The following is a 13,299-nucleotide window of genomic DNA, read 5'->3' as shown; positions in this document are numbered from 1 at the left end:
TCGTGAAACGGGGAAGTTGTCCCGCACAGTCGATAGCACGGCCGAACTTTCGCTTTCCGGCTTCGGCCTATTTGTATATGTAAAGGCATATTCACAGGAGAACAGCATGGACGCGGATGAAGCCGACCGGTACCGGGCGCCTGCCTTGGACAAGGGGCTTGATATCCTCGAGCTTCTGGCGAGCGTCGAGGAGGGGCTCACCCAGGCGGAAATCGCCAAGCGCCTCGACCGCAGTCCCAACGAATTCTACCGCATGCTCGACCGGCTCGTGCGTCGTGGCTATGTCACCAAGCTTGAGGGCGACCGCTTCACGCTGACGCTCAAGCTCTTCGGCCTGTCGCAGCTGCACGCCCCTGCCCGCCGCCTCGCCTCATTCGCCATGCCGCTGATGCGCGACCTCGCCCAGCGCACCCGCCAGGCGAACCATCTCGTCGTCTTCGACCGTGGATCGGCCGTCGTCATCGCCCAGCACGAGGCGCCGAATTACTGGGGCATCTCGATCCGCGTCGGCTCGCATATGAGCCTGCTCGAAACCGGCTCCGGCCACGTGCTGCTGGCCTTCCGCACCGATGAAGAGCGCGAGATGATGATCGCCGAACATGCCCGCGATCCCAAGACCAAGCGGCCGGGACCGGAGTTCTACCAGCGCCTGAGCGACATCCGCGAACGCGGCTACGAGAAGATGCCGAGCGCCCAGACCGCCGGCGTCCACAACCTCTCCGCCCCGATCCTCGGCCCCGACGGCCGCGTCATTGCCGCCCTCACCTGCCCCTATATCGGCCTCGTCAACGCGCCCGACGCACCCGATATCGAGCAAACGATCGTCATGCTGCAACAGGCCGCGCGCGACCTGTCATTGCTGGCCGGATCGGACGTGAAGATCACGGGGTGAGCGGGCGCGAAAGCGTTCGCGAGACGGCATCACGCCAGCCGGCGATCTTCGCCTGTCTTTCGGTGTCCGGCATCGTCGGCAGGAACTGGCGGTCGCTGTGCCATGCTTTCGCGAAAGCGGCGCGCTCCGGCCAGACACCCGCCCGCGACCCCGCAAGCCATGCAGCACCGAGAGCGGTCGTCTCTTGCGCCGCGGCGCGATCCACGGGATTGGCGACGATGTCGGCGAGGCGCTGCATCGTCCAGTCGGAATTCGTCATGCCGCCATCGACCCTGAGCACTGTCCCGATCCGACGCTCGCCCCAATCCTTGCGCATAGCCACCAGCAGGTCCAGCGTCTGGTAGGCGACCGATTCAAGCGCCGCATGCGCCAACTCCGCCGGCCCGCTGTTGCGGGTCAATCCAAAGATCGCGCCGCGCGCCTGCGGGTCCCAATAGGGCGCGCCGAGACCTGTGAATGCGGGCACCATGTACACGCGTTGCCCATGATCGGCCGCAACAGCCAAAGCGCCGCTGTCGGAGGCACGCGAAATGAGGCCGAGCCCATCGCGCAGCCATTGCACGGCCGCACCCGCGATGAATATCGACCCTTCGAGCGCATAGGTCGTTTCACCGTCCAGCCTATAAGCGATCGTCGTCAGCATCCGGTTCGATGAGGCGACACGATCCCGCCCGGTATTGAGCAGCGCGAAACAACCCGTTCCATAGGTCGATTTCATCATGCCAGGATCGAAACAGGCATTGCCGATCGTCGCCGCCTGCTGGTCTCCGGCAACGCCCAGGATCGGGATTGCCGCTCCGAGGATCGACTTGTCCGTGACCCCAAAATCATCAGCGCAGTCCTTGACGTCAGGCAGGAGCGGCGCCGGTATTGCAAGCACGCCCAAAAGCTCGTCGTCCCAGGTCGCATCGGTGATGTTGTAAAGCATGGTGCGCGAAGCGTTGGTCGCGTCGGTCGCGTGAACCCGCCCGCCCGTCAAATTGAAGATAAGCCAGCTGTCGATGGTGCCGAAGCAAACACCGCCCATCCGTGCGCGCTCCCGCAGCCCTTCGACATTGTCGAGCAGCCAGCGCAACTTGGTGCCGGAGAAATAGGGGTCGAGCAGCAGCCCTGTCTTGGCGCGAACCAGCTTCTCATAACCATCCGCCTTCAAGCTGTCGCAGATTTCCGCGGTCCGCCTGTCCTGCCAGACGATTGCCCTGTAAAGCGGCCTGCCGGTCTTGCGGTCCCATACAACGGTGGTTTCACGCTGATTGGTGATCCCGATCGCGGCGATCGCCGAAGCCGCGATGCCCGCCTTGTCGATCGCCTGCCGCGCGGTGGCGACGACGCTCTCCCATATCTCCAAGGCATCATGTTCGACCCAGCCCGCCTGCGGATAATGCTGCCGGACTTCCATCTGCGCCGAGGCGACCATCGTCATTCCGTCGTCGAAGATGATCGCTCTCGACGACGTCGTGCCCTGATCGATCGCCAGAATGAACCCGCCCATGATCTGTTCCGACTGAATAGGAGTACCGTTCCCGCCGCTCGAACGGCAGGTTGCCAATATAGATTTGAAAATGGAGAGAACCGGCGACAGCCTTCGCGTGCCGCCGGCATGGAGATTGGCCGGGGTTTAAAGCCCCGGCCGTGGCGCCCGTTACTGGGACTGCCAGCTCTTGACCAGTTCGTCGTAATTGACGGTAACCGGCTTTTCCTTCTCGTTCTCGATCTTCAGCTGGGGAGCGAGGTTGCCCTTGGCGACCGCGTCCTTGTTCCAGTATTCGAGATCATGCTCTTCGGCGAGCTTCGGACCGATATCGCCCTGGACCTTGGCGCGCTCCAGGCGCTGCAGGACCTTTTCCTGCTCGGCGCAAAGCGAATCCATGGCTTCCTGGGCGGTCTTGGCGCCGGAGGACGCATCGCCGACGGCCTGCCACCAAAGCTGTGCCAGCTTCGGATAGTCAGGAACGTTGGTGCCGGTCGGCGACCACTGCACGCGGGCCGGCGAGCGATAGAACTCGACCAGACCGCCGAGCTTCGGAGCGCGCTCCGTGAAGCTCTTGTCGCGAATGGTGGATTCGCGGATGAAGGTGAGACCGACATGGCTCTTCTTCACATCGACCGTCTTCGAGGTCACGAACTGCGCATAGAGCCATGCGGCCTTGGCGCGATCGTCAGGCGTCGACTTCATCAGCGTCCAGGAACCCACGTCCTGATAGCCGAGCTTCATGCCGTCCTTCCAGTAGACGCCATGCGGGCTTGGTGCCATGCGCCACTTCGGCGTGCCGTCCTCGTTGACGACAGGCAGACCCGGCTTGACGGCATCGGCCGTGAACGCCGTGTACCAGAAGATCTGCTGCGCCACTTCGCCCTGCGCCGGCACGGGGCCGGATTCGGAGAAGTTCATGCCCTGCGCTGCCGGCGGTGCATAGGCCTTCAACCAATCCAGATACTTCTGGATCGAATAGACGGCAGCCGGACCGTTGGTATCGCCGCCGCGCGCGACGCACGAACCGACAGGACGCGAGTTCTCGTCGACCTTGATGCCCCACTCGTCGACGGGAAGACCGTTCGGAAGGCCCTTGTCACCGTTACCGGCCATCGACAGCCAGGCGTCGGTGAATCGCCATCCGAGCGACGGATCCTTCTTGCCGTAGTCCATATGGCCGAAGACCTTCTTGCCGTTCACTTCACGGCCGGTGAAGAACTCGGCGATATCCTCATAGGCAGACCAGTTGACCGGAACGCCGAGGTCGTAGCCGTACTTCGCCTTGAAGTCCGCCTTGTTCTTCTCGTCGTTGAACCAGTCGTACCGGAACCAGTAGAGGTTCGCGAACTGCTGGTCGGGAAGCTGGTAGAGCTTCTTGTCCGGCGCGGTCGTGAACTTGGTGCCGATGAAGTCGTTGATGTCGAGTCCCGGATTGGTGACATCCTTGCCTTCGTTCGCCATCCAGTCGGTCAGCGAGCGGGCCTGCTGGTAGCGCCAATGGGTGCCGATCAGGTCAGAGTCGTTGACGTAAGCGTCGTAGATGTTCTCGCCCGACTGCATCTGCGTCTGCAGCTTTTCGACGACGTCACCTTCGCCGATCAGGTCGTGGGTGATCTTGATGCCGGTGATGGCGGTGAACGCCGGCGCCAGCACCTTCGATTCATATTCATGGGTGGTCAGTGTTTCGGAAACGACCTTGATGTCCATGCCAGCGAAGGGTTTCGCCGCATCGATGAACCATTGCATTTCCTTTTCCTGGTCAGCGCGCGAGAGCGACGAAAGTTCGCCGACTTCCTTGTCCAGGAATGATTTCGCCTCGTCCATGCCGGCATAGGCGGAACCCGCCATGGCCAGCAAGATGCCTGCTGTTGTCGCTAGTAGATGCCGTCGCATGATATCCTCCCAAGGTTTGCGATTGCAGTCTTCACGTCAGGCGGCCAGTACCCCCGGCCATCTGTATCTCCCTGGCCTCACACGTAGCGGAACACGCCGATGGCGTAGACTACGGCAAGCCCAAGAGCCCACCACAGGTTGGGCCCGACGAGGCCCAGCCATGCGAGATGAATGAACGCTGCTCCCAGCAGCGAAATGAAGAGACGGTCTCCCCGCGTAGTCTCGAACCTCAAGACCCCGACACGCGGCGAGCCGCCCGGCGCCAGATATTCCCAGATGCTCATGCCGATCAGGAGCACGAGGATCGTGAGAAAGAACAATGCGGTCGGCAGCGTCCACGCCATCCAGGAAAAGTTCATGTCTGGTCTCCCCTTTAGACGCGGCCGAGCGCGAAGCCCTTGGCGATGTAGTTGCGGACGAAGTAGATGACGAGCGCGCCGGGAATGATGGTGAGCACGCCGGCCGCCGCCAGCACGCCCCAGTCCATCCCCGAGGCCGAGACCGTGCGCGTCATGATCGCCGAGATGGGCTTGGCGGCCGTGGTCGTCAGCGTGCGGGCCAGTAGCAACTCCACCCACGAGAACATGAAGCAGAAGAAGGCCGCCACCCCGATCCCCGATGCCACCAGCGGCATGAAGATGCGGATGAAGAAACGCGGGAACGAATAGCCGTCGATATAGGCCGTCTCGTCGATCTCCTTCGGCACGCCGGACATGAAGCCTTCGAGGATCCAGACCGCCAGCGGCACGTTGAACAGGCAATGCGCCAGCGCGACAGCAATGTGGGTGTCGATCAGGCCGAATGCCGAATAGAGCTGGAAGAACGGCAGCGCGAAAACGGCGGGCGGTGCCATGCGGTTGGTCAAGAGCCAGAAGAACAGGTGCTTGTCGCCGAGAAACCGGTAGCGCGAGAAGGCATAGGCCGCAGGCAACGCCGCCAGCACCGAGATGACGGTGTTCATCACCACATAGGTGATCGAGTTGATATAGCCGTTGTACCACGACGGATCGGTGAAGATGATCGTGTAGTTCCTGAGCGTCGGGTTCTGCGGCCAGAGCGAGAAGGTGCCGGTGATCTCGGCATTCTCCTTGAAGCTCATGTTGACCAGCCAGTAGATCGGCAAGAGCAGGAAGATGATGTAGATGGTCGAGACCACCCAGGAGAAGTTGCCGGCCGGCTTGTATTTCATCGTCTGTGTCATGGATTGGGCCATTGTCCTCTCCTCCTCACGCGTTCTCGTCGCCACTGGTCATCACGGTGTAGAAGATCCATGAGAGCAGCAGGATGATCAGGAAGTAGATGATCGACATCGCGGCCGCCGGACCGAGGTCGAACTGACCGACGGCCATCTTCACCAGATCGATCGACAGGAAGGTGGTCGAATTGCCGGGGCCGCCGCCGGTGACGACGAAGGGTTCAGTGTAGATCATGAAGCTGTCCATGAAGCGCAGCAGCACGGCGATCAGCAACACGCGCTTCATCTTCGGCAGCTGGATGTAGCGGAAGACGGACCAGCGCGACGCGCCATCGATCTTCGCCGCCTGATAATAGGCATCCGGGATCGACACGAGGCCGGCGTAGCACAACAGCACCACAAGGCTCGTCCAATGCCAGACGTCCATGACGATGACGGTGATCCACGCATCGACGGGATCGCGGACGTAATTGTAGTCGAGCCCGATCGCCTCCAGCGTATGGCCGAGCAGGCCGATATCGACGCGCCCGAACACCTGCCAGATCGTGCCGACGACGTTCCACGGGATCAGCAGCGGCAAGGCCATCAGCACGAGGCAGACGGGCACACCGATCCCCTTCTTCGGCATGTTGAGCGCGATGAATATGCCGAGCGGAATCTCCAGCGCCAGGATGATCAACGAGAAGGCAAGATTGCGCTGCAAGGCCGCCCAGAAGCGATCGGATTGCAGCGTCTGCACGAACCAGTCCGTGCCCGCCCAGAAGAACTCGTTGTTCCCGAACGTATCCTGCACCGAGTAATTGACGACCGTCATCAGCGGGATCACCGCCGAGAAGGCGACGAGCACCAGCACAGGCAGCACCAGAAACCAGGCCTTGTTGTTCCAGGTCTTGTTCATGGCTCAGCCCTCCCTGCCGACGCGCCAGGAATCGGCGTAGATGTTGATGGCCTTGGGATCGAAGGTGACCCGCGCCTCCGCGGGTATCTCGGCATCCTCGGTCAAAACGATGGCGATCGGCTGGCCCGCGAAATCCGCCCGCACGATCTTCTGCCGGCCGATATCCTCGACCCGGTTGATGGTGACGGGCATGCCGTCGCGCCCAAGGCGGATGAATTCCGGCCGGATGCCGAGCTCCGTCTTGGCGCCCGCGGCAGCCATCGGCGCGTAGTCGAGAGACAGGGTCTCGCTCCCCATTGTCACCCTGCTGCCGTCGAGCTTTGCCGGCAGGACGTTCATGCCGGGCGAACCGATGAAGTAACCGACGAAAGTGTGGCTCGGCTTTTCGAAGAGTTCGGCGGGCGTGCCGATCTGCACGATCTCTCCCTCGTACATGACGACGACCTTGTCTGCGAAAGTCAGCGCTTCCGTCTGGTCGTGCGTGACATAGACCATGGTGAAGCCGAACTGCTTGTGCAGCCGCTTCAGCTGCGAGCGCAGCACCCATTTCATATGCGGGTCGATGACCGTCAGCGGTTCGTCGAACAGGATGGCGTTGACGTCGCTGCGCACCAGTCCCCGGCCGAGCGAGATCTTCTGCTTCTGGTCGGCGGTCAGCCCCTGCGCCTTGCGCCGCGCCATCGGTGTGAGATCGATCATCTCGAGAATTTCGCGAACGCGACGATCAACCTCGGGCTCCGATACGCCGCGGTTGCGCAGCGGAAAGGCGAGATTGTCGTAGACGGTCATCGTGTCGTAGATCACGGGGAACTGGAACACCTGCGCGATGTTGCGCGCCTGCGTCGCCAGATTGGTCACGTCCTTGCCGTCGAACAGGATGCGGCCATGCGAAGGCTGCAGCAGGCCGGAGATGATGTTGAGCAGCGTCGTCTTCCCGCAGCCGGATGGCCCGAGCAGCGCATAGGCGCCGCCGTCGTTCCATTCGTGATCGACTTCGCGCAGCGCGTAGTCCTTGTCCGATTGCGGGTTCGGCCCGTAAGCGTGGCGGATGTGGTCGAGCGTGATGCGTGCCATGTCCCTACCCCTTCAAGCCGTTGCGCCGGACGAGATCGCCCGGCCGCTGGTGTCGAATGCCATCAAGTGGCGGCCATCAAGAAACACGCCGATATCGGTGTCCGGATCGATGTCGTGAATGCCATGCGCCAGCATCACCCAGCGCACACCCTCGTAATCGAGGTAGACGAAGCTCTCCGAGCCGGTGATCTCCGATAGCTGCGTGCGCGCCCTGAGTTGCACGGCGCCCGGCGTCTGCGCGGCAAGCCCGAGATGATGCGGATGAAACGCCACCGTCACCGGTCCATCGGCCATGCCGGCCAGATGCGCCGGCACCGAAAACACATCGCGCCCGTCGCGCTGGAACGTCGCGCCGGCTTTCACGACATCGATAAAGTTGAGCGGCGGATCGGCGAAAGTCTTGGCGGTGGTGAGGTCGCGAGGCGTACGGTAGACCGAAATCGTCGGCCCGAACTGCGTCACCCGCCCTTCCGACAACGTCGCCGTATTGCCGCCGAGCAGCAGCGCTTCGGATGGCTCGGTGGTGGCATAGACGAAGATGGCGCCGGATTGCGCGAAGATCCTGGGCAGCTCGGCGCGCAGTTCTTCGCGCAGCTTGTAGTCGAGATTGGCAAGCGGCTCGTCCATCAGCACGAGGCTGGCGTTCTTGACCAGCGCGCGGGCAAGCGCCGTGCGCTGCTGCTGACCGCCGGAGAGATTGAGCGGCGTGCGGTCGAGATAGGGCGTCAGCCGCAGCAGATCGGCGGCCTTGCGGACTTCGCGATCGATGGTCGCGGTATCCTTGCCCGATATGCGCATCGGCGAGGCGATGTTCTCGTAGACCGTGAAGGCGGGGTAGTTGATGAACTGCTGGTAGACCATTGCGACATTGCGCTTCTGCACCGGCATGCCGGTGACATCGACGCCGTCGAAATGGATCGTCCCGCTGGTCGGCCGGTCGAGCCCGGCCATCAGCCGCATCAGCGACGTCTTGCCGGACAGGGTCGGTCCCAGGAGCACGTTCAGCGTGCCGCGTTCAAACGCGAGATCGGTCGCGTGGATATGCGTATCCGCACCCACCGTCTTTGCGATGTTTCGCAATTCCAGCATTCAGGTTCCCGTGCCTCCTCACAGCGGGGACCACATGCCGCTCTTTTATCCGGCCATCTGAGCCGGTAGCGCGGCCATGTACTCCTCCAAAACCGCGGCTTGCTCCCTCGTCAGGCGCAAGCCCTCCTTCGTTCTCCTCCAGAGCACGTCATCGGCGTGTCTCGCCCATTCGTGCTCGATCAGGTAGCGAACCTCCACCTCATAGAGGTCGCTCCCGAAACAGCGCCCGAAATCCTCGGTCCCGCGCGCCTGTCCCAAAAGCACCGCAGCCTTCGTGCCGTAGCGGCGAACGAGGCGGCGGGCATGCGTATCGATGAGAAACGGATAGCTGCCCTTCAGCTTGCGCACTTCCGCCTCGTATCCCTGAGCCGGAAAGTCGCCGCCGGGCAGATGGCTCTTGGCAGTCCACGGGGCACCCTTGGCGCCGATTGCCGCACCGATCTTCTCCAGCGCGTGTTCCGACAGCCGGCGATAGGTGGTGAGCTTGCCGCCGAACACATTGAGCAAAGGCGCCGGCGCGCCCTCACCCTCGAGCTTCAGCACGTAATCGCGCGTCGCTTCCTGCGCCTTGGACGCGCCATCGTCGAACAGCGGACGCACGGCCGAATAGGTCCAGACGATATCCTCAGGCCGCACAGGCTCGTTGAAATACTCGCTCGCGGCCTTGCAGAGATAAATTGTCTCCTCGTCGGAGATTTTCACATCCTTCGGATCGGCCTTGTAGTCGCGATCGGTGGTGCCGATCAGCGTGAAATCCTGCTCGTAGGGGATCGCGAAGATGATGCGGTTGTCGGGGTTCTGGAAGAAGTAGGCCCTGGGATCGTTGAACTTCTTCTTCACCACGATATGGCTGCCCTGGACGAGACGCACATGCCGCGCCTCGTTCTGCCCGAAGGCAGCGCGAATGACGTGATCGACCCATGGACCGGCTGCGTTGACCAGCATCCGCGCCTGGAAATGCCGCTTCTCGCCGGTCACCGTATCAACGGTCTCGATCGCCCAGACACCGTTCTCGCGGTGCGCGGAGACGACCTTGGTGCGCGGCATGATCAGCGCGCCCTTATCGGCCGCGTCGCGCGCGTTCAGCACCACCATGCGAGCGTCATCCACCCAGCCGTCGGAATATTCGAACGCCTTGGTGAACAGCGACTTCAGCGGTTTGCCCGCCGGATCGCGGCGCATGTCGAGCACCTTGGTCGGCGGTAAAAGCTTGCGACCACCGAGATGGTCGTAGAGGAACAGCCCCAGCCGGATCAGCCAAGCCGGCCGGATGCCGCCCTTGTGATAGGGCAGCACGAAGCGCATCGGCCAGATGATATGCGGCGCCATCGCCCACAGGATCTCGCGCTCCATCAGCGATTCGCGCACCAAACGAAACTCGTAATGTTCGAGATAGCGCAGGCCGCCATGAATGAGCTTGGTGGCACCAGAGGACGTGCCGGAGGCGAAATCGTTCATCTCGGCCAACGCAACGGAATAGCCGCGCCCGATCGCGTCACGCGCGATACCGCAGCCGTTGATGCCGCCACCGATAACGAAAAGATCGTGAATCTGACCGCTCACGCGTCCCATGCCCCCAGAAAATGCCGCAACGCAAACAAGACAACGCAATTGCGAAAGTGAAAACAGTTAAAGCGAAACTTATTCGAATGTCAAACGAATGTTTCGCACAGTTATGCCGCGCGCCGATGTCGGGCGTGTGACAGCGCGAAATGCCTGCATTCGAAATTATCGAGGAATTTCAATTGGGCTCGGCAACCCTGAAATAGGCGCGAGGCGGCGCGCCGAGCATGCGCTTGAACATGGTGGTGAACGCCGCGACGCTTTCGTAACCGAGATCGAACGCAACTGTCGTGACCGGCTGGCCCGCCGCCAGCCGCGGCAACGCCGTGAACAAGGCTGCCTGCTGTCGCCATGTGGAAAGGCTGATGCCGGTCTCGCGCCGGAAAGCGCGGGTAAACGCCCGCCGGCTCATGTTCAGCTGCTCGGCCCAGTCGTCGATCAGGAGCCGCGCCGTCGGGTTCGCCAGAAAGGCGCGGCAGAGCCCCGCAAGCCTTGCGTCACCAGGAATGGGCAGACCGAGCGAGCGGTCCGGCAAACGCGAAATCTCCTCGAGCAGCAGCGCCACCACCAGCCGCTGCCGCCGCGAACCCTTGAGGTCTCCACTTGGAGATACCGCTTCGATGATCAGCGCTCGCGCAAGATCGGTAAGCCCGACCACGCGAATGGCCTCAGGCAGCGCGACCAGCGCATCGGAGCTGATATAGGCCGAAAGCATGGTGACCTCGCCCAGCATATCCACAGAGTGGTCCAGCTCGGCCGGTATCCACAGCGCATGCTCCGGCGGCACCATCCAGCGTCCCTGCCGCGACGACACCATGACCACGCCGGTGCGCGCATAGACGAACTGCGCGCGGCTGTGCCGATGGGTGGCCACGTGATAGCCCGAAGGATACTCCGACGGGATGGTGTGAACCGGCTCGGACGCCGCTTCGATTGCCGCCAGCCGCTCGACATGGAGCTTCGCCAGCTCCGCCGACGTCATATTTTGCAACGCTTTCATAAGCCCTGGCCCAATCGCGAAAGAATGAGACCAAAACACGAAAGCGGGACTGCCGCAAGGAGACTATGCGGATAGTCAGTTTCTCAGGAGGAACATCGTGACGACAGGTACAATGACGGCGGAGAAACACTCCGCGGAACAGACGGTTTTCAGCATCATCATGGCAGTCAGCTTCTGCCATCTCTTGAACGACACGATGCAGTCGCTCATCCCGGCCCTCTATCCGATGATCAAGGACGGCTACGGTCTCGACTTCACCCAGATCGGCCTGCTCGGCCTGGTCTTCCAGGTCACGGCCTCGCTGCTGCAGCCGCTGATCGGCATCTACACCGACAAGCGCCCGCTCCCCTATTCGCTCTCGATCGGTATGGGCTTCACGCTGATCGGCCTGGTGCTGCTCGCCTATGCGCATGCCTACTGGGTGCTGCTCGTCGGCGCTGGCGTTGTCGGCCTCGGCTCAGCGGTCTTCCACCCGGAATCCTCGCGCGTCGCCCGCCTTGCGTCGGGCGGACGCCATGGTCTGGCGCAGTCGCTGTTCCAGGTCGGCGGCAATTTCGGCTCGGCCATCGGCCCGCTGGCCGCCGCCTTCATCGTGCTGCCGCGCGGACAGACCAGTGTCGCATGGTTCTCGGTTGCCGCATTGACGGGCATGATCATCCTGTGGCGCGTCGGCGTCTGGTATTCGAACCACCGCCGCACCAATGCCGGCCGCAAGGCCGCGGTGCCCGCCGTCGTGCTGCCGCGCGCCAAGGTGATCATGTCGATCGCGGTCCTCGCCATGCTGGTCTTCTCGAAATACGTCTACATGACCAGCCTTTCGAGCTACTACACCTTCTACATGATCGAACGCTTCCAGGTGTCGGTCCAAGAGGCGCAGATCCTGCTCTTCGTCTTCCTGGGTGCGGTTGCCATCGGCACGGTCGCGGGCGGCCCGATCGTCGACTGGTTCGGCACCAAGTTCACCATCTGGTTCTCGATCCTCGGCGCTCTGCCCTTCACCCTGGCGCTGCCCTATGCGGGCTACACCTGGACGATCGTGCTGACCTTCGTGATCGGCATCATCCTGGCCTCGGCCTTCTCGGCCATCGTCGTCTTCGCGCAGGAACTGGTGCCCGGACGCGTCGGCATGATCGCCGGCCTGTTCTTCGGCTTCGCCTTCGGCATCGGCGGCATCGGCGCCGCGGCCCTTGGCATGGTCGCGGACCGCATGGGCATCGTCTTTGTCTACAACATCTGCTCCTACCTGCCGCTGCTCGGCCTGCTCACCGTCTTCCTGCCGGACCTCGGCAAAGGCCGGCGCCACGCAACATCAGCGAAATAGCCGAGGCAAGCCGAGCACCATCTAAACCACAAAAGGCCGAAGCACCTGCTTCGGCCTTTCGTCTTTGAATGTCATGTGAAGCTTTTGAGCCGGCCCCAATTCCGGACAATAAAAAAGGCCGGGGCGAAACCGCACCGACCTTCCTATTCGCATCTCACACCAGTGCCAGTACATCCGTGGTCAAAAGCATAAAAGCGATACCGGCAACTGCGAGCGTCCGCTGTGTGGAACACTGACCAGCAATGCCGATGGGCCTCATATGGGAGGTCAATGTGGCGAATTCAAGTCCGGGAGGGAAATTGCAGAAAATGGCGACCCCTGCAGGATTCGAACCTGCGACCACCTGCTTAGAAGGCAGGTGCTCTATCCAGCTGAGCTAAGGGGCCACACTGCCGATGCGCCTGGGCGCATCGAAGGCATGGGCTCTGGCAGCGATCGGTAGGGTCCGATCAGTGCGTCCAGGGCTGCGTGCGCGTATAGCGGAAATTATCCGGATATGCCACCGTCTGACGCTGCGGATCTTTCGGCGTGATCACCCGGTATTCGATGCCGTTGCGCTGCGCGTAGGCTTCGGCCAGTTCCTGCGTTTCGAAATTCAGCTTCACCTGCTGGCGCATGTCCGACGACGAGGTGTAGCCCATGATCGGGTCGATCGTGCGCGGCGCTTCCTGATCGAACTCCAGCACCCAGAGATGAGTCTTTGCCTTGCCGGATTGCATGGCGGTCTTTGCTGGACGATAGATCTTGGCAGACATAGCTGCACGCCTCCGAATTATGGCTTTCGCAATCAATGGACTGCCCCCGTGCGGGACATCTTCATCTACGATCGCACAGATAGATGAATTTTGCTTAGCGGCGAATCCCTTCCTTTTCAAGCGAAAAGCCATAATTCGGAGGCGT

The 13,299-nt window shown here is 62.1% G+C and carries 12 protein-coding genes and 1 tRNA gene; 2 read left to right on the top strand and 11 right to left on the bottom strand.

Annotation, left to right across the window (positions count from 1 at the left end; all coding sequences use genetic code 11):
- Positions 1 to 106 precede the first annotated feature (106 nt).
- Complete coding sequence (locus B3605_RS20815; protein WP_047505503.1) at positions 107 to 892, top strand: IclR family transcriptional regulator; 786 nt, start codon at positions 107 to 109, stop codon at positions 890 to 892.
- Here B3605_RS20815 and glpK read toward each other — a convergent pair.
- The 9 genes from glpK to B3605_RS20770 form a co-directional block, all read right to left on the bottom strand.
- Entirely contained in the window at positions 882 to 2,384 is a 1,503-nt protein-coding gene (glpK, locus tag B3605_RS20810) for a glycerol kinase GlpK (RefSeq protein ID WP_112941735.1), read from the bottom strand. The two genes, B3605_RS20815 and glpK, sit on opposite strands and share 11 nt — an antisense overlap.
- A gap of 150 nt (positions 2,385 to 2,534) precedes the next feature.
- The gene (locus B3605_RS20805) at positions 2,535 to 4,259 is read right to left on the bottom strand and encodes an ABC transporter substrate-binding protein (protein WP_047505507.1); all 1,725 of its coding nucleotides are present in this window, start codon (positions 4,257 to 4,259) and stop codon (positions 2,535 to 2,537) included.
- A gap of 77 nt (positions 4,260 to 4,336) precedes the next feature.
- Positions 4,337 to 4,618 (bottom strand): DUF2160 domain-containing protein, encoded by a 282-nt coding sequence (locus tag B3605_RS20800; RefSeq protein WP_037178747.1) that lies wholly within the window; start codon positions 4,616 to 4,618, stop codon positions 4,337 to 4,339.
- 14 nt (positions 4,619 to 4,632) lie between these two features.
- A complete protein-coding gene (locus B3605_RS20795) occupies positions 4,633 to 5,460 on the bottom strand; it encodes a carbohydrate ABC transporter permease (RefSeq protein WP_112941908.1) in 828 nt (275 codons plus the stop codon).
- A 25-nt stretch (positions 5,461 to 5,485) separates the two neighbouring features.
- A complete protein-coding gene (locus B3605_RS20790; protein WP_037178749.1) occupies positions 5,486 to 6,352 on the bottom strand; it encodes a carbohydrate ABC transporter permease in 867 nt (288 codons plus the stop codon).
- Positions 6,353 to 6,355: 3 nt separating this feature from the next.
- Complete coding sequence (locus B3605_RS20785) at positions 6,356 to 7,426, bottom strand: ABC transporter ATP-binding protein (RefSeq protein WP_112941737.1); 1,071 nt, start codon at positions 7,424 to 7,426, stop codon at positions 6,356 to 6,358.
- Positions 7,427 to 7,438: 12 nt separating this feature from the next.
- Positions 7,439 to 8,515: an ABC transporter ATP-binding protein gene (locus B3605_RS20780; RefSeq protein WP_112941738.1), complete on the bottom strand. Its 1,077-nt coding sequence runs from the start codon at positions 8,513 to 8,515 to the stop codon at positions 7,439 to 7,441.
- Positions 8,516 to 8,560: 45 nt separating this feature from the next.
- Positions 8,561 to 10,087, bottom strand: a complete 1,527-nt coding sequence (gene glpD / locus B3605_RS20775; protein WP_112941739.1) for a glycerol-3-phosphate dehydrogenase — start codon at positions 10,085 to 10,087, stop codon at positions 8,561 to 8,563.
- A gap of 169 nt (positions 10,088 to 10,256) precedes the next feature.
- Positions 10,257 to 11,060, bottom strand: coding sequence for an AraC family transcriptional regulator (locus tag B3605_RS20770; protein WP_112941740.1), 804 nt, complete (start codon positions 11,058 to 11,060; stop codon positions 10,257 to 10,259).
- Positions 11,061 to 11,190: 130 nt separating this feature from the next.
- Here B3605_RS20770 and B3605_RS20765 point away from each other — a divergent pair, with 130 nt between their 5' ends.
- Positions 11,191 to 12,399 (top strand): MFS transporter, encoded by a 1,209-nt coding sequence (locus B3605_RS20765; RefSeq protein WP_112941741.1) that lies wholly within the window; start codon positions 11,191 to 11,193, stop codon positions 12,397 to 12,399.
- A gap of 309 nt (positions 12,400 to 12,708) precedes the next feature.
- Here the strand turns inward: B3605_RS20765 and B3605_RS20760 are convergent.
- Together B3605_RS20760 and B3605_RS20755 are read right to left on the bottom strand one after the other, a co-directional pair.
- A tRNA-Arg gene (locus B3605_RS20760) sits at positions 12,709 to 12,785 on the bottom strand.
- Positions 12,786 to 12,848: 63 nt separating this feature from the next.
- The gene (locus B3605_RS20755; protein WP_112941742.1) at positions 12,849 to 13,154 is read right to left on the bottom strand and encodes an ETC complex I subunit; all 306 of its coding nucleotides are present in this window, start codon (positions 13,152 to 13,154) and stop codon (positions 12,849 to 12,851) included.
- Positions 13,155 to 13,299: the final 145 nt, after the last annotated feature.

Origin of the sequence: Rhizobium sp. UBA1881 (genome assembly GCF_002338015.1) — a bacterium.
Taxonomy (GTDB): Bacteria; Pseudomonadota; Alphaproteobacteria; order Rhizobiales; family Rhizobiaceae; genus Rhizobium.
The sequence above is the reverse complement of the archived record's forward strand: the minus strand, read 5'-3'. Positions and strand labels throughout refer to the sequence as shown.